Consider the following 18,967-nt stretch of genomic DNA (forward strand, 5'->3'; position numbering starts at 1 on the left):
CCTCCGCGCGAAGTCCACGCCGAGTATGAGAAGTTGCGAATCGCCGCGTGAAATAAACGGTCAGAAGCCTGTCCGGAAAACGTGAGGCCCCTCAGACCATCCAGGACTGGTAATCCAGGAAGATCCTTGCGAGGCCGTCCGACCGCTCTCGGACCGTGAAGTAGTCGCGGAGGAGCCGGTGGAGCGTGATCACCGCTGCGGCGTCGGCCTGCTTGGTGAGCGGGTGAGTCCAGCCCCCCGGAGTGAGGTGGCGGACGAGAAGGGGCCAGGTCAGGTCGTGGCCTCGGCCGAGGCGGACCACGAGCCACTCCTGGAACCCTGTGAGCATGCTCCACGAGCTTCCGGCGTCCAGGCCGAGGAGAAAAGCGGTCATCGAGGAGAAGGAGCCGTCGAGGCCGTGCCGGGCGGGCTCGCGACGCACCGCGGTCAGCAGGGCCTGGTAGTGCTGGAGCACGTTCGCATGGAAGGTCTGCTGGGTGGCGGCGAGGTAGTTTCCCGCACTGCGTTCGGAGTTCCTGGTCAATGTGTCCGGGTTCCTCAGCGGGTGGCTGGACATGTAGCGGTGAACGGTGCCGTAGGACACGCTGGCGTCGTGTTCGTCCAGCAGCCTCTCCCAGACCAGCCCGACCGTGGGAAGTTGGCCAGCATGCGTGGCAGCGTATTCGTCGAGGATGACGTCGATGGCGGGACCGACGCGTCCTTTGGCCCGGCCCTGGATGGCCGCGCGCTCCTTGCGCGGCGGAGGAGTCGGTGAGGCGAGAGCCTGGCGGACCATGTATGGGCTCACGCGATGCCTCGCGGCCAACTTTCTGACGGACTGCTCTCCCGCTTGGACGTCCCGACGGATCGCTGCGAAGAGCGCCGGCTTGTCCGCGCTGGCTGTGACACGACGCTTGGGCTTGTCCGGGGTCGGCCTCGCACGTTTCTTTCGCACCAGATCGGCCAGCACCCGTTCCAGTACCTCTTGTCGACGGCCGGTAACTGCGGCGAGTCGGTCAGCGCGTGGTCGTTTCCCGCGCCCGTAGTCGGGCGGGCCGACCAGGCATCCGCGCAGGTAGCTGGGCTTGAGGTGGTTCGCCTGAGCCAGTCGGCGGATGAAGGAGTCGGTTCCCTCACCGAGTCGCAGTGAGACCTGGACGGGGAGCCGGACCAACTGTTCGGGCAGCGAATCGGTCACCGGGCGGCCGGCTTTCTCACGGTTTCCGCGGCGTGGTCCAGGGGGATCTCGTCGAGTGCTTCTTTGGTCACGCGTTCGGTCCCGCCCAGGATCGCGTCGATCGCGGCGCCCCGAATGGCGTGGGACAACGCTCCGATCATGCCGTCGGCCCGGTTGTGGAGGTAACGGTCCAGCTTCACCAGACTGCCCTGGGGGTGGTCGTGCAGGAGCAAGGTCTGTTCCATGGTCGCGACCAGGCCCTTCCACTCGTCGCCGTAGGGGAACGGGCGGGTGGGGACGAGGGTGAAGCGGCCAGCGATCTGGGCGCCCCGGGTGCCGGTGAGGAGTTCGCTGGTCTCCAGGCCGATACCCGCATAGACGAACGTCGCGGGGATGCGCTCGGAGAAGTACTTCAGGGTGTCAGAGACCTCACCGCCGGCCCGCGTGACCTGCGAGACGTTGTGAATCTCGTCGACCAGCACCATGCCGGTGCAGGAGTCCGTGCAGACCCCGACCACGGCCTCGATGATGTCCGTCATGTTCGACCGGGGACGGACCGGCAGGCCCAGGAACCGCGCGAACTCGGCGGCGACCATGCGGGCGGTCGCGGCTGGCGGGACGGTGATGTAGAGCACCGGGATGCGGCCGGCGACGTTCGGGTGACGGGCCTGGTCGAGGAGTTCATGGGCGAGCCCGAGCTGGGTGATGGCGCTGGTCTTGCCCGTGCCCGGCAGGCCGGAGACCATCAGGCCGCGGCGGGCGCTGATCGCGTGCCGGTTGAGCAGGACCAGCCGACGGCCGCAGACCACCGTCTTCTCGACGAACGAGGTGGCGACTACGAGCATCCGCGCGTGATGGTCGAGCCGGTCCTCGTCGTAGAGGGCCCGCTCTGCCGGGGACAGCCTGCACAGTTCATCGGAGGACAGCAGGAGCGGGGGTTCGGGCGGGCCGGCGGCGAACGTCCGCCATCCGTCGAGGGTGGTGAGTTGGCGGTTGGCCGCGGCATCGGCCTCGTGCAGGGCGGTTCGGCGGCCTGCCGGTTCAGGGATGGTCACGGACGTCTCCAGGGGTTGGCGAGCGGGTCGAAGAGGCCCAGCGGGATGACCTTGGCCAGCTCGGTGTCCGGCTCTTCGTCCGGCGTGGGCTCGGCGGCGGGTGCGTCCGGGATCGGTCGGTCGGGGGTGGTGGCCCGGGTCCGGGCGGCGACGCGGCGGGAACGCTTGGCCTCAGGGCCCTTCTCCGGTGCGGGGCCCGCATGGGCCCGCCGCAGCAGGGCAGCGGCGGCGTCCGCGATCTGTTCCTCGGTGCCGCCTGGGACCTGCTCGCAGGCGTGGTCCCAGGCCAGTTCCCCGAACGGGACGCCGACGCGGCGAAGGTGCTTCCAGAACACGGTGATCCACCGATCGCCCTGGCGGTCGCGTACCCAGATCCGGGAGATGTCGTAGGGGTCGTAGTGGATCTCCCACAGACCCTTCTTCTCTGCCACCCCGGAGTGCTGGCGACGCAATGGGCCCAACTCGACGTCGTCGTAGGTGCGGTGCTTGATCCGGATGCCGTAGGCGTTGATCGCCTGCCAGCGCTCGGGCAGCAGCTCGATGAAGTCCTCGCCGTTCAGCGGGACCGGGACGTAGCCGCAGGACTCCACCAGCGTGGCGTACTTCTCGTTCGGCGAGAACGCCCGCTTCGGTGCCTGCGGATCACGCAGCCCGTCATGCGGCCTGGTTTGCCAGACGGCGATGATCCATTCTTCGAGAAGGCCCTGCAGCTCGGGCAACGACCACAGCGGCCCGTCCTCCAGCTTCCGGCCCCGGCGGTCCGCGGTCGAACCGGTGTAGCCCGCGGCGAACTGAGCGAACAGCGTGGCCACCGAGCCCAGGGTCTTCTCGATCGTGCCCTTGTCCGTCGGGGTCGCCCTGTGGGCCGGCTGCAGGTTGATGCCCAAATACCGGCAGGACGCGCGGAAGTTGTTCGAGATGAACACCTTGCCGTGGTCGCAGACGATCGTCTCCGGAACGATCACCGGCCGTGCCGCCGCGTGCTCCAAGCGCTCGTCCATGCTCAGCAGCCGCCGGTGCGGCAGCACCGAACGGGACATCAGCAGGGCTTCCGACCAGCCCGATCGCATCACCTCCGGGGTGACACTGCGGGCCAGCAGCGCGGAGGCGTCGGCAGACTTCGTCGTCGGCCGCAGCACCGCCGCGGTGATCGACCTGGTCGCGATGTCGACCATCGCGGTCAGCTCGTTCTTCCTCCGCAATGCCGTCGTCCAGCCGCACCAGCACGTCCAGCGGGGTCGAGTCGATCTGCATGAGCTCGCCCGGCGCGCTGGCCGGCACTTCCCCGAACGGGCCGGGCGGCCGTGGGTTGACCGACCGGCGCGTGCGGGCCGAGCCCGTCGCATGAGTGCCGGTCGCCGGCTTGCTGTAGAGCCGGTAGAGGGTCGCCCGGGAAGGAACCTCGACATCGGCGGCCTTCTCCTGGCTGGCCAGGATCTCCTTGGCCCGCCAGACGATGAACCCGATCGTCTTCGACGAGTCCTCGGCTGTCTCGCCGATCGCCTGCCGCATCGCCTCCACCACTACCGCATCGACCATGCCGAAAGGCGGCATCTGTTTGGCGGACCGGCCGTCGGCCAGCCCGACCAGTCCGTCACGCTGATAACGCTGGCGCCGCTGCTTGATCCCGCTGGCTGTCACTGGGTGCCCGGCCGCCGTCACCTCGGCCGCCTTGGCTCGCTCACGCTCAGCCAGCGAGGTCCGTCGCGGATCGAACTCCGGGCGCGGCACCGCTCCTTCGAAAGCGTCCAACGGCAGGCCGTGCAGCACTTCGAGAATGTGCCCCTCCCACCAACGGGCCTGTTCGGCCGCCGTCTCGGGAAGCTCCGCGATCCGGGAGGTGGGCGGGACCTTCCGCCCCGTCCCGCTCACTGGGCACCCCCGGCGGCCAGGCTCACGACTGTGCGCGGTCCCATCAGCTCGACCGCCAGCCCGTTGACGGCCAGTTCCTGGAGCCAGAGCAGATGAAAGAGGGTGGGTAGTGTCGCGAGCCGGTCACCCGCGGCGTCGGCCCCTGGAAACATCGGGCCCGGCTCCTCGAAGACCTCCCGCAGCCGGTCGGCAACCCGGCGGTGCAGGCACCGCGGGTGCCTGTAGCGCGAGAGCTACCGCACATTCGCCAGCAGCACCGCCTCCGGCGTCCCGACCCGCTCGAACCCCCACCCGGCCTGAGCGCAGGCGAGCCGCGTCACCTCGAACGCTTCCGCGTCCTTCGGCTCGATCCGCTCATCCGCGCGGACGTCGATGACCACCGCCGAGCCATCCGCGCGGCGGGCGAAGTAGTCCGGGGCGTGCCGACGTTCTCGTTCGCCGTCGTGCCAGTACAGCCAGAACGGCTGCGAGGCGATCGCCGTCACCTTCGGGTCGAAGTCCAGGAGCAGGAGCCGATCCCGCTCCAACCAGGACTCGAAGCCGACGTGCTGCCCAGTCGTCGCGGCCCAGTACCAGCCCGCGAAGTGACGCTCACCGCGAGACCATCGAAAGGGCCGTACCGGTGCCACGTCCTCGAAACGGGTCGTCACACAGTCCAGCAGCGGACGCCGTCGTCGCTCGCGTACGAGGTCCACGTACGACAGGTCGACGCACGGTCCCGGAAGATCCACCCCAGCCGGTACAGCCACCCAGCACCCCCAGCCCGATCACCTACGCGCCTAGGTTCACTGAGACGGAGGGCCAAACGACTGGGTTCGCTGAGTAGACGACTCGATTGGATGAGAGCGGTCATCGGGCGAGCCCTTCGTATGGTTGGCCCACCCGGGGGTGTCGGGTGTGGCTTTCAAGGTTCTGCCGTCCGTGGCTTCCACTGATTGGCCGCCCGACGCCCCACGACGACTCGGCTGCCAATTAGGAATTGCGATTCGATCGCTCCGTAGGGAATCGACAGCGACGTCGTCCGTCGGGAGCACCAGCACCCCACCGCACGGAGGCACCACGTGGCCGCGATCTGGGCCGGCATCGACGCAGGCAAGACCCACCACCACTGCGTGGCGATCGACGAGGATGGCGGCCGGCTGCTGTCACGCCGCGTCGCCAACGACGAACCGGAGCTGCTCCAGCTACTGGCCGACGTCCTGGCCCTGGGCGACGACGTGACCTGGGGTATCGACCTTGCCGACGGCGGGGCCGCCCTGATCATCGCCCTCCTGCTCAACCACGGCCAACGAGCGTTCTACATCTCCGGGCGGGCCATTCACCGCGCTTCCGAGGGTTACTGCGGCGAGGGCAAGACCGATGCGAAGGACGCGGCCGTGATCGCCGACCAGGCTCGCATCCGCCGGGACCTGCAGCTGCTTGAGGTTAGTGACGAGATCGCCACCGACCTGAAGCTCCTCACTGTCCACCGCTCGGACCTGGTCGCCGACCGGACCCGCACCGTCAACCGGCTCCGCGCCCACCTCACCGGCATCTTCCCGGCACTGGACCGGGCACTTGACCTCACCAACGCCGGGCCGCTGACCCTGCTGACCGGCTATCAGACACCAGCCGCCCTGCGACGCCTCGGCGCCCGGCGGCTGGAGACCTGGCTGCGGAACCGCAAGGTTCGCAGTGCCGGCCAGATAGCCGAAGTGGCGCTGGAGGCTGCCGGAAGCCAGCACACCAGCGTCCCGGGTGAGAGGACGGCCGCCCGGATGGTCCACACCCTGGCCAGCCAGGTGATAGCGCTCAACCAGCAGATCGCCGAATTGGACAGGCACATCGCGGCCCGATTCCGCGAGCACGAACACGCTGAGATCCTCGCGAGCCTGCCGGGCCTGGGCCCCATCCTCGGGGCCGAGTTCCTGGCCGCCACCGGCGGCGACATGGAAGCCTTCGGAACCCCAGATCGCCTGGCCGGCTTCGGCGGCGTCGCGCCCGCCCCCCCCCGCGACTCGGGCAAGATCAGTGGCAATTTGCGTCGTCCGCAACGCTACAACCGACGCCTCCAACGCGTTTTCTACACCTCCGCACTGATCAGCATCCGCTGCTGCGAGGAATCACGGCGCTTCTACGACCGCAAACGCGCCGAAGGCAAACGCCACACCCAGGCCGTCCTCGCCCTGGCTCGCCGCCGCGTCAACGTCATCTGGGCACTCCTCCGCGACCAACGCTGCTATCAGCCGGCGCCTCCCGCGTGACTGCGAGCAGCCGTCAGCCAAGACCAGCCCACCGCGGCCCTTCGGACAGAGTGCACCATGGTGCAGTGATAAGCACTGGAGAGGATCCGCGCGAGCACGAGGACCGATGGGTCCCCAATCTCCGCGGCCTGAGCGTCGTCAGGATCCACATCGACTTCCGGCTGACGCTCGCACTCGACGCGGGCTGGGAAGTCGTGCTGGAAGGGCCCACTCGACTTTCGTCTGGGTCGGTCCATGCCGATCCCGGCGTGCTTCTCACCCCGGAATCCCAGGATGTGGCCGCAGCCCTCCCCCTTTTCGGCGCGACAGTGCTGTCCCTCGTCGCCTTCAAGACGGGCGGCCTGCGGATGGTCTTCGACGACGGCACTCACCTGACATGTCCGAGTGACCCGTCATTCGAAGCCTGGCAGCTCGAGGGACCACGAGGGTGGCGCTTCGTCTCACCACCCGGAGGCGACCTCGCAGTCTGGCCCGGCTCGGGGGAAGCGAGTCAATAGCACGATCTGCCTTGATGCCCGCCCGTGGGGGCTCAGCCACTTGACAACGACATTAGGAATCGGTGACACCGGACAGCGGCGACGGGCGGGCGACGGGGCGGGCGCGTCACGCGTCACGAGCGGGCGCGGTCACCGGAAGCGGAATCCGCCGAACACCGCCCGCCGGGCGTGGGGCGCGCCGCTACGCTCTCGCCATGCGCATCCGAATAGTCGACGCCTTCACCGACCGCCCGTTCACCGGCAATCCGGCGGGGGTGCTGCTGCTCGACTCGGAGGAGTTTCCGCCGGACCGGTGGCTTCAGCAGGTCGCGGCGGAGCTGAATCTGTCCGAGACCGCGTTCGCGCACCGGCTGGCCGACGCGCCGGAAGCGGACTGGGCGCTGCGCTGGTTCACCCCGGTCACGGAGGTGGGGCTGTGCGGGCACGCCACGCTGGCCACCGCCCATGTGCTGCGCACCAGCGGCGCGCACAAGGGCACGGTCTGGTTCCGTACCAGCGCGGGCGTGCTGTCGGCGGAGGCGGCCGGGGACGGCTCGATCACCTTGGACTTCCCGGCGGCCCCGCTCACGCCGGTGGCCGCGCCGACGGGTGTCGCGGCGGCGCTCGGCGCCAAGCCGCTGACCGTGCTGGACACCGGCCCCGACTGCGGTGACCTGCTGATCGAGGTCACCGACGAGAAGACCGTACGGGCACTGGCGCCCGACTTCGCGGCACTCGCCCGGCACTCGCGGCGCGGGGTGATCGCCACCGCGGCGGCCGAGGACGACTCGCGCGGATACGACTTCGTCTCGCGCGGCTTCTTCCCCGCTGTCGGCATCGACGAGGACCCGGTGACCGGCAGCGCGCACACCGCGCTGGCGCCGTTCTGGTCGCAGCGGCTCGGCCGCACGACGCTCACCGGCTTCCAGGCGTCCCCGCGCGGCGGGCTGGTCCGTACCCGGGTGCGCGGCGAGCGGGTGCTGCTGACCGGCGCCGCGGTCACCGTGGTGGACGGCGAGTTGCACGCGGTGCCGTAAGGCCGCGGTGCCGTCACAGCGCGGTGCCGTCACAGCGCGGTGCCGTCACAGCGCGGTGCCGAAAGGCCGCAAGCGCCGTCTGCACCGGCACAAGGGCTCCGCTCGCGCGTCACCCCGTGGGCAGCCACCCCACCTTCCCGGCCAGCAGCGCGTACCCGACGAAGGCCACCGTGTCGATGAGGGAGTGGGCCGCCACCAGCGGCCTCACCCGGCCCCACCGCCGGTACAGCAGCACGAAGACGACGCCCATCACCATGTTGCCGACGAAGCCGCCGACGCCCTGGTAGAGGTGGTACGAGCCGCGCAGCAGCGCGCTCGCGGCCAGCGCGGCGGCCGGGCTCCAGCCCAACTGGCCGAGCCTGCGCAGCAGATAGCCGACCACGATCACCTCTTCGAGCACCGCGTTCTGCACGGCGGAGGCGATCAGGACCGGGATCTTCCACCACACGTCGGGCAGCGACTCGGGCACGACGGTGAGGTTGAAGCCGGCCGCCCTGACCCCGAGGTAGAAGGCGAGCCCGGTGCCGCCGATGACGGCCGCGACGGCCGCGCCCCGGGCCAGGTCGAGCCGCGGCCGGGTGCGGTCGAAGCCGATCACGGGCATGCCGACCCGCTCCCTGGCCAGCAGGTGGGCAACGAGCGCCACCGGGGCGAGCGCGGTGGCGATGTAGAAGACCTGCCAGGCCAGATCCAGCCACGGTCGGCCCGGCGCCTGGGAGCCGACGAGGGTGGCCGCCTGGTCCTTGAGCGCGCCCGGCCTCGTCACGGAACCGATGAAGTCGATCAGCGCGGAAACGCCGCTCGCTCCCAGCGACAGCGCCAAGACGATCAGGGTCTCGCTGCGCAGCGTCCGCCGCTGCAACCCTGCCTCCACCTCGTATGACTCTGCGTGCACGCGGACCTCCATTTACGTCATCCCGCTTCAGCGCCGTCCGCGCATGGCTATGGTCTCCGGCAAAGATACGAAGGCCGGGGTCTACTGTTCGTAGCCACCCCAGGAGAGGCACGGAGCGATGGGTCGTCACCGCATATCCGATGGCCGGGAATCGACGGGTGGAGCGCCGCCTGCCAGGACCCGGCGCCGTGCCACCGCGGCGGCCACCGTGCTGGTGATCACGGCGGGCGCGGGCGCCTTCGCGGTGCTGCGCGGCGGACTGCTGCCGCTGAGCGGCGCGTGCCGCGGTGGCACGGTACGGATCGGCGCGGTCGCCTCGCCCGACATCGCGCCCGCGCTGACCGCCGTCGCCGACCGGGCGCGCCGCGAGCACGACACGACCGACGGCCGCTGTCTGGACGTCCGGGTGACCGCGCGGAACTCCGCCGACGTCGCCGCGGAACTGGTCGACAACACCAAGAAGCCGGACTTCGCGGTGTGGGTGCCGGACGACAGCCTGTGGGTGGCCCAGACGTCCGCCACCGGCAGCGCCAGGGCGTTGACGAAGCTGCGGTCGGTCGCCGAGTCCCCCGTGGTGGTCGGCGCGCTCCAGTCGCAGGCCACGACGCTGGGCTGGCCGTCCAAGACGTACACCTGGGCGGAGTTGGCCGGGGTGGCGGGCAGCAGGCCGGATCTGCGGTTCGGTACGGCCGATCCGGCGCTCAACTCCACGGGCATGCTGGCGCTGGCGATGATCAACGCATCGATCGCGCGGACCGGCGGGAGCGAGGGCACCGACTCCGACACCGAGTCGGCGGCTGCCGCGAAGGCCCTCGCGCAGCGCACCGAGCCGAGCGACGAGCAGGCGGTCGCGACGCTGCCGCGCGACACGACACCGGCGGAGCTGGCCGACCCCAAGCGGAGCCAGGCGCTGATCCTGTCCGAACAGGCGGCGTTCGCGCACAACGGCGGTTCCGCGCCGCCGCTGCGGCTGTTCTACCCCTCGGACGGCGCGGCGACCCTGGACTACCCGTACACGATGGTCGACGACCTGCATCTGAGCACCGATCAGGGCCGGGCCGCCAACCGCTTCCTGACCCTGCTGGGCAACGACGAGGGCGTGCGGACGATCGCGGACGCGGGTTTCCGTACGCCCGGCGGCGATCCGGTCACGGAGACCGTGCGGCGCGCGGGCGGCCAGTCGCCGCAGCCCCTGTCGGCCACGCCCGCGCCCTCACCCTCCGCGCCCGAGCTCCAAAAGCTCCGGCTGATGTGGCAGATCACCGTGCAGAGCGCGCGGATCACCACGGTCGTGGACGTGTCCGGGTCGATGGCGGACGTCGTCCCCGGTTCGGGCGGCAGGTCGCGCCTCGACATCACCAAGGAGTCGCTGCGGCAGGCGCTGTCGCAGTTCACCGCGAAGGACGAGATCGGGCTGTGGCGCTTCTCCACCCGGCTCAGCGGCTCGCGCGACTACCAGGAGATCGTCCGCACCGGGCCGCTCGGCGGCACCGTCGCCAAGGGCGTCACGCGCCGCCAGCAGCTCGACAGCGCGTTCCATGACCTCCAGCCGGTGCCGGGCGGCTCGACCGGCCTGTACGACACGGCGCTCGCGGTCTACCAAAGCGCCGTCTCCTCGTACGGGACCGGCAAATTCAACGCGGTGGTGATCCTCACCGACGGCGCCAACGAGGACCCGGGCAGCATCTCGCTCAACGCCCTGACGTCCAGGCTCAAGACGCTCGACGACCCGGCGCGGCCGGTGCCGCTGATCGCCATCGCGGTCGGCGCGAACGCCGACAAGGCGGCCTGCGACCGTATCGCGAAGGCCACCGGCGGGGCCGCGTATCAGGTCAACGACCCCTCGGAGATCCAGGCGGTCCTGCTGAAGGCCGTCGTGGCGGCGGCCACCAGCGCCGCCGCGAAGGCGCCCTGAGGCCGCTGTACGGGTCCGCGCCGCATTGGGCCCGCGCGCCACGGCTCACGCCACCGGCCAGGAGTGCACCGGCTCGCCGTCCAGCATGAGTTCGCGGTACCGCTGGGTCATCGCGGCGAGCGCGGGCCGCCGGTCGAGGCCGCGTTCCAGCATCCGGTGGAAGACCGCCGACTGCCATTCGGCGCCGTTGGTACGGCGGCGGCAGCGCTGTTCGATGATGCCGAGGTAGTGGTCGCGGTCGACGGCCTCGATGCCCCACGCGTCGAGCCCCGCCGCCGCCAGCGGCAGCAGTTCGTCGAGGATCAGGTCGGTGGCGGGGATCTCCGCGAGGCCGCCGTTGCGGCCGCGCGGCCACTGGAGGACCGCGCCGATGCCGTCACGGCAGGAGGCCTCGAAGTTGGCCGCGGCGGCGGCGAAGGGCAGCTTGTGCCAGACCGGGCGTGACGCCTCGGCCAGGGCGCGGACCAGACCGTAGTAGAAGGCGGTGTTGGCGACGACGTCGGCCACCGTGGGACCGGCGGGCATCACCCGGTTCTCCACGCGCAGGTGCGGGACGCCGTCGACCACCTGGTAGACGGGACGGTTCCAGCGGTAGATCGTGCCGTTGTGCAGGGTGAGTTCGCGCAACTGCGGCACTCCCCCGTCGTCCAGGACCCGCAGCGGGTCCTCCTCGTCGCAGATCGGCAGCAGCGAGGGGAAGTACCGTACGTTCTCCGCGAAGAGGTCGGCGGCGGAGTCGATCCAGCGCTCGCCGAACCACGTGATGGGCCGCACCCCTTGGGCCACCAGCTCCTCCGGACGGACGTCGGTGGCCTGGAGGAAGAGCGGCGCGCGGGTCTCGCGCCACAGCTCACGGCCGAAGAGGAACGGCGAGTTGGCGCCGACGGCCACCTGCGGTCCCGACACGACCTGCGCCGCGTTCCACACGTCGGCGAAGCGGCCGGGGGTGACCTGGAGGTGCATCTGGGTGGAGGTGCAGGCGGCCTCGGGCGCGATGGAGGCGGAGGTGTAGAGCAGCCGTTCGGCGCCCTCGATGTCGAGCGTGATGTCCTCACCGCGCATCGCCAGTATCCGCTCGTTGAGCAGCGTGTACCGGTCGGCGCGGGAGAGGTTGGCGGAGACCAGGTCCTGGGCCTCCAGAGTGGGCAGAATTCCCACCATCACGATGTGCGCGCCCACCTCGCGGGCCATCCGGTCGGCATACCCGAGACCGATCCGCAGTTCCTCGGCGAGGCGGTCCATGACCCGGCCGGAAAGCCGGTGCGGCGCGATGTTTACTTCAATATTGAACTGCGCGAGCTCCGTCTGGAAATCCCGGCTCGCGATGCGCTCAAGCACCTCTTCGTTCATCATGCGCGGCAGCCCGTCGGAATCCGCGAGATTCAATTCGATCTCCAGACCCATCAGATTGCGCGGCCGGTCGAATCGCTTCTCGTCCAACAGCCGCTCCAGCCCCACGAGACACTGCCGCAGCTTGCGCCGGTACAGCCTCCGGTCGGCCAGGTCGAACCCGTTGGCAACGACCTTCTCGCCCATCGACGCGTCCTTCCTCGTACGGATACTCACGGGAGGATGCCCACCCAAATGATCGATAACGCCACGGTGGCCCCGCGTCTGCCACTAGGCTGTGCACAACGGCTAACACAGTGGGTTCCTGTGGCACATACCACGGTCACGGCGCGGCGTAAAAACTTCGTGAATACGACCGGCGGGATCCAGCCGTCCGTAGCGGGCAGAAATATGCGGCGCACACCGCGCACCCTGCACGAATGCTTCGTGGGCCATCGCAGAAAAAGGCGATTTCTCGCCTTGCGCGTAATACTGGCTGCGACTAGACGAAACACGGAGCGAACACACGTCGTATAAACTCCGCGAACAAGGCAAAGCATCCGCCCTCGCCGGACGCGCCTGAGCCGATCCCCTTTCCGCCCTCATGCGCCGTCCGCACCCCCGCCCCCGCACCACCGTTTGTCTCCCAGTGAGAGGCGACACCATGCCGCTGCTTGTCCCCCCAGCACCTGCTCCCGCCCTGCGGAGCATCCTGGCCGCGCTCAGCTCTCCCACCGCGGTCCAGGAGGCCCGGACGCCCGCGCTGCGGAACGCCCAAGGGCCCCTCACCGCCGAACACCCGCTCCCTGTCCATGTGTTCGAACCGACGGACGTCCCCGGCGGCCTGCCTCGCGCACGATTGACCGGCTGGCGGTTCCACATCCTCGCCGGGGGCTGGCCGCAAGGCACCGTCGCCGCGGGCGAGACCGTGGCGACGGCTGACGGCTGGGTCTTCTCGCGCTTCTCCGAGGGGCCGTTCCTGGCCTCCACCGAGCGGGCGCTGCGCCAGGGGGACACGCTGCCCGCCACTTACCAACCGCATCTGCTCTCCGTGCCCAGCCTGTACATGCTGGCGCTGTGGCTGCACTGCGACCCGCGTGCCGACGCCTCGACGGCCCAGCCCACCCCGGCGGACGTGCTGGTGCCGCTGGCCCCCGCGCCGCCCGGCATCGCCCCGCACCGGCTGCACCGGCTGGCGGAGCTGATGCCGCTGCTCTCGGTACGGATGGCGCCGCCGCCGCTGCTGGGGTCGCCCGCCTGACGGCCTGTCGCCGCCTCTCCACGGTGCCCCCGCGAGCCACTGGGCCGCGGGGGCACCGTCGCGTCCCGCCCTCGCAACCGTCCGGCGGAGTGACGCGTCCTGTCCTCCAGGGATTGCCTGCGTGAAATCCCTGCGGATCGACGTCAGTAGAGCAACACTGGGATCGGCCGTACCGACGGGGGAACGGAAATGAACCAGTCAGGCAGCGCAATCATCCGCACCAGCCACCTCTCGCAGCGAAAGACACCATCCATGTGCCAGCACAAGCCCCAGTGCCCCACCGCAGAGTGCCCCGACCGTGAGGCCGCGCACACCCTGGCCCACCACCCGGAGCAGGGCTGGAGCCTGCTGTGCAACGGCGTGCTCCTCTTCGAGGACACCGGCGAGCTGCTGCCCGACGGGCAGATCATCGCGCCGCACCGCCCAATGGGCACCGAGCAGATCACCGCCGCGGCCTGACCGGTACGGGGCCGCCCGCACACGAGACCGCGCCGCACCGCGCACCGCTCCACACACAGAGCCGGTTCCACTGCTGACAGCGGAACCGGCTTCGCCATGTGCGGCCAGCCTCGCGCGGGACCGCCGGGCCCGTACCACCGGACCCGGTCGGCCCAACGCGCTCAGCTCTCGTACGCGTCCAGCGGCGGGCAGGAGCAGACCAGATTGCGGTCGCCGAAAGCGCCGTCGATCCGCCGCACCGGCGGCCAGTACTTGTCGGCCGCGACGACCCCGGCCGGGAAGACCGCCTCCTCGCGGCTGTACGGGTGCGCCCAGTCGCCGCCGAGCGCCGCCGCGGTGTGCGGGGCGTTGCGCAGCGGGTTGTCGTCGGCCGGCCAGTCGCCCGCGCCGACCCGGTCGATCTCGCCGCGGATCGCGATCATGGCGTCGCAGAAACGGTCCAGCTCCGCCAGGTCCTCGCTCTCGGTCGGCTCAATCATCAGCGTGCCCGCCACCGGGAAGGACATCGTCGGCGCGTGGAAGCCGTAGTCGATCAGCCGCTTGGCGATGTCGTCGACGCTGACGCCGGTCTCCTTGGCCAGCGGCCGCAGGTCGATGATGCACTCGTGCGCGACCAGCCCGCCGGGGCCGGTGTAGAGCACGGGGAAGTGCGGCTCCAGCCGCTTGGCGACGTAATTCGCGCCCAGTACCGCCATCTGGGTGGCCTGCTTGAGCCCTTCCGCGCCCATCAGCCGTACATACGTCCAGGAGATCGGCAGGATGCCCGCCGAGCCCCACGGCGCGCCCGAGACGGGGCCGACGCCGGTGGCCGGTCCCGCAGTGGGCTGGAGCGGGTGGTTCGGCAGGTACGGCGCCAGGTGCGCGCGGACCGCGACCGGGCCGACGCCGGGGCCGCCGCCCCCGTGCGGGATGCAGAAGGTCTTGTGCAGGTTCAGGTGCGAGACGTCCGCCCCGAACCGGCCGGGCCTGGCCAGACCGACCAGAGCGTTGAGATTCGCGCCGTCCACGTACACCTGGCCGCCCGCGTCGTGCACGGCCGCGCAGATGTCGGTGATGTTGTCCTCGAACACGCCGTGCGTGGACGGGTAGGTGACCATCAGCACGGCGAGCTGGTCGCGGTGCTGCTCGATCTTGGCGTGCAGATCGGTGACGTCCACGTCGCCGTTCTCGCCGGTCTTGACCACGACGACCTTCATGCCCGCCATCACGGCGCTCGCGGCGTTGGTGCCGTGCGCGGAGGACGGGATCAGGCAGACGGTACGGCCGGTGTCGCCGTTGGCGCGGTGGTAGGCGCGGACCGCGAGCAGCCCGGCCAGTTCGCCCTGGGAGCCCGCGTTGGGCTGGAGGCTGACCTTGTCGTAGCCGGTGACCTCGGCGAGCTGGTCCTCCAGGCCGTGGATCAGCGCCAGGTAGCCCTCGGCCTGCTCGACCGGCGCGAAGGGGTGCAGCGCGCCGAATTCGGGCCAGGTGACCGGCTCCATCTCGGTGGTCGCGTTGAGCTTCATCGTGCAGGAGCCCAGCGGGATCATCCCGCGGTCCAGCGCGTAGTCGCGGTCGGCCAGCCGCCGCAGATAGCGCAGCATCGCGGTCTCGCTGCGGTGCTGGTGGAAGACGGGATGGGTCAGATACGCGTCGGTGCGCAGCAGCCCGGCGGGCAGCGCGTCCTCGGTGGCCGCGTCCAGCGCGTCGAGGTCGGCGGCGCTCCCCTGGACGCCGAAGGCGTCGAGAACGGCCGCGACGCGGGCCCGGTCGGTGGTCTCGTCGCACGCGATACCGACCAGGTCGGCGTCGGTCAGCCGCAGATTGACCCCGGCCTGACGGGCGGCGGCCACGACCTCGGCGGCGCGGCCCGGCACCCGCGCGGTGAGCGTGTCGAAGTAGCCGTCGTGCACGATCTCGACGCCGCCCGCGCGCAGGCCCGCGGCGAGCACCGCGGCGTAGCGGTGGGTGCGGCCGGCGATCTGCGCGAGCCCGTCGGGGCCGTGGTAGACCGCGTACATCGCGGCCATCACGGCGAGCAGGACCTGCGCCGTACAGATGTTGCTGGTGGCCTTCTCGCGGCGGATGTGCTGCTCGCGGGTCTGGAGGGCCAGCCGGTAGGCACGGTTGCCGTCGGCGTCCACGGAGACGCCGACGAGGCGGCCGGGCAGGTTGCGGGCGTAGGAATCGCGTACGGCCATGTATCCGGCGTGCGGTCCGCCGAAGCCCATGGGGACGCCGAAACGCTGGGTGGTGCCCACCGCGATGTCCGCGCCCAGCTCGCCCGGCGAGGTGAGCAGCGTCAGCGCCAGCAGGTCGGCGGCGACGGTGACGACCGCGCCCAGCTCGTGCGCGCGCTCGATGACCGGGCGCGGGTCCCGTACGGCGCCCGAGGCGCCCGGGTACTGGAGCAGCACGCCGAAGACGCCACGCTCGGCGATCTCCGCCGGGATGCCCTCGGACAGGTCGGCGACGACGACCTCGACGCCGGTCGGTTCCGCGCGGGTCCGGATCACCGCGACGGTCTGCGGGAAGGTGTCGGCGTCGACCAGGAAGACGCCCTGCTTGACCTTGCCGACCCGACGGGACAGCGCCATCGCCTCGGCCGCCGCGGTGCTCTCGTCGAGCAGCGAGGCGCCGGAGGTGGGCAGCCCGGTGAGGTCGGCCACGACGGTCTGGAAGTTGAGCAGCGCCTCCAGGCGGCCCTGCGAGATCTCCGGCTGGTACGGCGTGTAGGCCGTGTACCAGGACGGGTTCTCCATCACATTGCGCAGGATGACGGGCGGGGTGAAGGTGCCGTAGTAGCCCAGCCCGATCATCGGGGCCAGCACCTGATTGCGGTCCGCCAGCGCCCGCAGCTCGGCCAGCGCCTCGGCCTCGGTGCGGGCCTCGGGCAGCGCCAGGGCCTGCGCGCTCCTGATGGTGTCGGGCACGGCCGCTTCGGTGAGTTCGTCCAGCGAGCCGTAGCCGACCTGGGCGAGCATCTTCGCCTGCGCCGCTGCGTCGGGTCCGATGTGGCGCCTGGCGAACGGCACGCCCGCTTCCAGCTCGGCGAGGGGAATGCGACGGGAAGTCATCTGCGGAGGCCTCCTGGTCTGCGACGACCTTCGGGGGGTGCCGCGACGCGCGGACACCCGTACGGCCTCCCCCTCTGTCATCAGAACCTGAGAGCTTCACCGCCCCCGTGGGAGCGGCTTTCACCGTCGGTGAGGGCCCGTGCCGGAAAACCGCTCCCGGTGCGTGCCCTGCTTTCCAGAGTGACCTCGTCCATGCGGTACGGATGCCTGAGAGATTCCGGGGAGGATTTGCTCCTTCGGCGCCTCCGACACTGTCTCGGAGGCTCTCCCGCACGGGGTCTGCGGCCGATCACCAGCCTACCAGCGAGGCGGCGGGGGGCGGCGGGGGCGGGGGGCGGTGATCACCGCCCGAGTCGACACCGGCCAGGATGTGCCTTTGGCTGTACCCAGACATCGCTCGCCATTGGTTGGAGGGACCGTGCAGACCGACATCGATCCGCGCAGCCTGATCGGCCGCCGCGTCTTCGACCATGACGGTACGAAGATCGGCACGGTGGACGAGGTGTACCTCGACGACGCGACCGGCAAACCGGAGTGGGCGGCCGTCAGGACCGGGCTGTTCACGCGCGACGCGTTCGTACCGCTGGAGCCCAGCGAAGTGGTGGACGACGAATTGCGGGTGCCGTACAAGAAGGCGCTGATCAGGGACGCGCCGGACTTCGGCGTGGGACGCCACCTGTCGCCGGAGCAGGAGTTGCAGCTCTACCACCACTACGGGATGGACGTGCCGACGTCCGGTTCGGAGCCGCCGCCCCCCGACCGGGACTTCGGGCGGCTCGCGGGCGAGGACTGAGCGACCTCCTCCCCCTGGCCCGGACCCCCTTCCTTCCCCTGGCTCGCACCCTCTTCCCTCCCCTGGCCCGCGCCCGCCGCTTCCCCCGGGTCGAGCGGCAGCGGATCGCGGTGCGCGAGCGCCGGGTCGTCCACGGCGAAGGTCCGCACCCGGCCGGGCACGGTGTCCGAGGGCACCTCGAAGCGCACGGTGACCCGTCCGACCCCGCTGCCCTGCACCCATCCGGAGCCGTACGTCTCGTGCTCCACGTCCTGGCCCGGCCACCAGAGCCTGGCCCGCTCCGGTGCGGGCGGCGGCGCCGAGGGCAGCTCCTCGGGCGCGTTCTCGTCCTCCTCGCCCTCCCCCGCCGCGTGCGCGAACAGGTCCTCCTGCGTGAAGTCGGCGAGCCCGGCGACGCCCACCCCGAGCAGCCGCACACCGCCGGTGGTGTCGACGGCCTCCATCAGCCGCCTGGCCGTCTCCCGTACGAGTCCCGGGTCGTCGGTCGGCGCCCGCAGCGTCTCGGAGCGGGTGAGGGTCGAGAAGTCGTATCTGCGGACCTTGACGACCACCGTCCGCCCGGAACGGCCCGCGCCGCGCAGCCGCTGCACGCAGCGCTCGGCGAGCCGGTCGATCTCGTACCGCACATGGGCGCGGTCGGTGAGGTCGGCGTCGAAGGTGTCCTCGACGGAGATGGACTTGACGTCGCGGTCGGCGACCACGGGGCGGTTGTCGAGGCCGGCGGCCATCGAGTGCAGGCCCGTGCCGTGCGCCTTGCCGAGCAGCCGGACCAGCTCCGGCTCCCCCGCGTGCACGATCTCGCCGACGGTGGTGATGCCCACGCGCCGCAGGTGCTCGGCGGTGGCGGGCCCGACACCGGGCAGGGTGCGTACCGGCATCGGTTCGAGCAGCGCGCGCTCGGTGCCGGGCTCGACGACGACCAGGCCGTCCGGCTTGGCCTGCTCGGAGGCGATCTTCGCCAGCAGCTTCGACCCGGCGAGCCCCACCGAGGCGGTGAGCCCGGTGCTGGCCCGGATCTCGGCGCGCAGCCGCCGGGCGACCGCCCGCGGGTCCGCGCCGTGCCCACCCGCCTCCAGGTCCACGAAGGCCTCGTCCAGGCTCAGCGGCTCTATCAGGGGTGACACCTCGTGCAGCAGCGCCATCACGGCCTCGCTGATCTGCCGGTAGATGCCGAAGCGCGGTACGAGATAGGCGGCGTTGGGGCTGAGGCGGCGGGCGTGCGCCATCGCCATCGCGGAGTGGACGCCGTGGACGCGCGCCTCATAGGACGCGGTCGATACGACGCCGCGGGGGCCGAGGCCGCCGACCACCACCGGCTTGCCCCGCAGGCTCGGCTTCGACGCCTGTTCGACCGCGGCGAAGAACGCGTCCATGTCCAGATGCAGGATCGTCGGCGCACTTCTCACAAGTACCGATCGTG

15 protein-coding genes, 1 pseudogene and 1 riboswitch are annotated in these 18,967 nt (G+C 70.7%); of the genes and pseudogenes, 7 read left to right on the forward strand and 9 right to left on the reverse strand.

Annotation, left to right across the window (positions count from 1 at the left end; genetic code table 11):
* Positions 1–91 precede the first annotated feature (91 nt).
* The 5 genes and pseudogenes from ACFZBB_RS34085 to ACFZBB_RS34105 all read right to left on the reverse strand — a co-directional run bounded on the left by ACFZBB_RS34085 (position 92) and on the right by ACFZBB_RS34105 (position 4,832).
* The gene (locus tag ACFZBB_RS34085) at positions 92–775 is read right to left on the reverse strand and encodes a hypothetical protein (RefSeq protein ID WP_391130906.1); all 684 of its coding nucleotides are present in this window, start codon (positions 773–775) and stop codon (positions 92–94) included.
* A gap of 398 nt (positions 776–1,173) precedes the next feature.
* Positions 1,174–2,211: a TniB family NTP-binding protein gene (locus ACFZBB_RS34090; RefSeq protein WP_391130909.1), complete on the reverse strand. Its 1,038-nt coding sequence runs from the start codon at positions 2,209–2,211 to the stop codon at positions 1,174–1,176.
* A pseudogene (locus ACFZBB_RS34095) lies at positions 2,208–3,723 on the reverse strand (Mu transposase C-terminal domain-containing protein). The gene ACFZBB_RS34090 and the pseudogene ACFZBB_RS34095 overlap by 4 nt, the downstream one beginning before the upstream one ends.
* 356 nt (positions 3,724–4,079) lie before the next feature.
* Complete coding sequence (locus ACFZBB_RS34100; protein WP_391130911.1) at positions 4,080–4,235, reverse strand: hypothetical protein; 156 nt, start codon at positions 4,233–4,235, stop codon at positions 4,080–4,082.
* A gap of 81 nt (positions 4,236–4,316) precedes the next feature.
* On the reverse strand, positions 4,317–4,832 hold the full coding sequence (locus ACFZBB_RS34105; RefSeq protein WP_391130914.1) for a TnsA-like heteromeric transposase endonuclease subunit: 516 nt from the start codon (positions 4,830–4,832) through the stop codon (positions 4,317–4,319).
* 312 nt (positions 4,833–5,144) lie between these two features.
* Here ACFZBB_RS34105 and ACFZBB_RS34110 point away from each other — a divergent pair, with 312 nt between their 5' ends.
* The 3 genes from ACFZBB_RS34110 to ACFZBB_RS34120 all read left to right on the forward strand — a co-directional run bounded on the left by ACFZBB_RS34110 (position 5,145) and on the right by ACFZBB_RS34120 (position 7,839).
* A complete protein-coding gene (locus tag ACFZBB_RS34110; protein ID WP_391130917.1) occupies positions 5,145–6,326 on the forward strand; it encodes an IS110 family transposase in 1,182 nt (393 codons plus the stop codon).
* A 65-nt stretch (positions 6,327–6,391) separates the two neighbouring features.
* Entirely contained in the window at positions 6,392–6,823 is a 432-nt protein-coding gene (locus ACFZBB_RS34115; RefSeq protein ID WP_391130920.1) for a DUF6188 family protein, read from the forward strand.
* Between the two features lie 194 nt (positions 6,824–7,017).
* The gene (locus tag ACFZBB_RS34120) at positions 7,018–7,839 is read left to right on the forward strand and encodes a PhzF family phenazine biosynthesis protein (RefSeq protein WP_355335705.1); all 822 of its coding nucleotides are present in this window, start codon (positions 7,018–7,020) and stop codon (positions 7,837–7,839) included.
* Between the two features lie 109 nt (positions 7,840–7,948).
* Here ACFZBB_RS34120 and ACFZBB_RS34125 read toward each other — a convergent pair whose 3' ends face one another.
* Entirely contained in the window at positions 7,949–8,746 is a 798-nt protein-coding gene (locus ACFZBB_RS34125) for a type II CAAX prenyl endopeptidase Rce1 family protein (protein WP_391130923.1), read from the reverse strand.
* A gap of 106 nt (positions 8,747–8,852) precedes the next feature.
* Here ACFZBB_RS34125 and ACFZBB_RS34130 point away from each other — a divergent pair, with 106 nt between their 5' ends.
* Positions 8,853–10,649 (forward strand): substrate-binding domain-containing protein, encoded by a 1,797-nt coding sequence (locus tag ACFZBB_RS34130; RefSeq protein WP_391130927.1) that lies wholly within the window; start codon positions 8,853–8,855, stop codon positions 10,647–10,649.
* 45 nt (positions 10,650–10,694) lie between these two features.
* Here the strand turns inward: ACFZBB_RS34130 and ACFZBB_RS34135 are convergent, their stop codons facing one another.
* Positions 10,695–12,185, reverse strand: coding sequence for a glutamate--cysteine ligase (locus ACFZBB_RS34135; protein ID WP_355335712.1), 1,491 nt, complete (start codon positions 12,183–12,185; stop codon positions 10,695–10,697).
* Positions 12,186–12,642: 457 nt separating this feature from the next.
* On the opposite strand from ACFZBB_RS34135, the gene ACFZBB_RS34140 reads away from it, so the two are divergent.
* A complete protein-coding gene (locus tag ACFZBB_RS34140) occupies positions 12,643–13,239 on the forward strand; it encodes a hypothetical protein (RefSeq protein WP_391130930.1) in 597 nt (198 codons plus the stop codon).
* Between the two features lie 252 nt (positions 13,240–13,491).
* On the forward strand, positions 13,492–13,698 hold the full coding sequence (locus ACFZBB_RS34145; protein ID WP_391130933.1) for a DUF5999 family protein: 207 nt from the start codon (positions 13,492–13,494) through the stop codon (positions 13,696–13,698).
* Between the two features lie 161 nt (positions 13,699–13,859).
* Here the strand turns inward: ACFZBB_RS34145 and gcvP are convergent, their stop codons facing one another.
* Complete coding sequence (gene gcvP, locus ACFZBB_RS34150; protein WP_391130937.1) at positions 13,860–16,754, reverse strand: aminomethyl-transferring glycine dehydrogenase; 2,895 nt, start codon at positions 16,752–16,754, stop codon at positions 13,860–13,862.
* Positions 16,755–16,939: 185 nt separating this feature from the next.
* A riboswitch (glycine riboswitch) is annotated at positions 16,940–17,035 on the reverse strand.
* Between the two features lie 137 nt (positions 17,036–17,172).
* On the opposite strand from gcvP, the gene ACFZBB_RS34155 reads away from it, so the two are divergent.
* Entirely contained in the window at positions 17,173–17,547 is a 375-nt protein-coding gene (locus ACFZBB_RS34155; protein ID WP_391130940.1) for a PRC-barrel domain-containing protein, read from the forward strand.
* Here the strand turns inward: ACFZBB_RS34155 and ACFZBB_RS34160 are convergent.
* The gene (locus ACFZBB_RS34160) at positions 17,466–18,953 is read right to left on the reverse strand and encodes a DNA polymerase IV (RefSeq protein ID WP_391130943.1); all 1,488 of its coding nucleotides are present in this window, start codon (positions 18,951–18,953) and stop codon (positions 17,466–17,468) included. The two genes, ACFZBB_RS34155 and ACFZBB_RS34160, sit on opposite strands and share 82 nt — an antisense overlap.
* Between the last annotated feature and the right edge of the window lie 14 nt (positions 18,954–18,967).

Source organism: Streptomyces sp. NPDC008139, assembly GCF_042957025.1.
In the GTDB taxonomy this organism is placed as follows: Bacteria; Actinomycetota; Actinomycetes; order Streptomycetales; family Streptomycetaceae; genus Actinacidiphila.

Excerpts from the sequence above, each read along its gene's own strand:
- ACFZBB_RS34085 (WP_391130906.1), bottom strand. The coding sequence starts at position 775 with ATGGTCCGCCAGGCTCTCGCCTCACCGACTCCTCCGCCGCGCAAGGAG.
- ACFZBB_RS34100 (WP_391130911.1), bottom strand. The coding sequence starts at position 4,235 with ATGTTTCCAGGGGCCGACGCCGCGGGTGACCGGCTCGCGACACTACCC.
- ACFZBB_RS34120 (WP_355335705.1), top strand. The coding sequence starts at position 7,018 with ATGCGCATCCGAATAGTCGACGCCTTCACCGACCGCCCGTTCACCGGC.
- ACFZBB_RS34125 (WP_391130923.1), bottom strand. The coding sequence starts at position 8,746 with ATGGAGGTCCGCGTGCACGCAGAGTCATACGAGGTGGAGGCAGGGTTG.
- ACFZBB_RS34130 (WP_391130927.1), top strand. The coding sequence starts at position 8,853 with ATGGGTCGTCACCGCATATCCGATGGCCGGGAATCGACGGGTGGAGCG.
- ACFZBB_RS34135 (WP_355335712.1), bottom strand. The coding sequence starts at position 12,185 with ATGGGCGAGAAGGTCGTTGCCAACGGGTTCGACCTGGCCGACCGGAGG.
- ACFZBB_RS34140 (WP_391130930.1), top strand. The coding sequence starts at position 12,643 with ATGCCGCTGCTTGTCCCCCCAGCACCTGCTCCCGCCCTGCGGAGCATC.
- ACFZBB_RS34145 (WP_391130933.1), top strand. The coding sequence starts at position 13,492 with ATGTGCCAGCACAAGCCCCAGTGCCCCACCGCAGAGTGCCCCGACCGT.
- gcvP (WP_391130937.1), bottom strand. The coding sequence starts at position 16,754 with ATGACTTCCCGTCGCATTCCCCTCGCCGAGCTGGAAGCGGGCGTGCCG.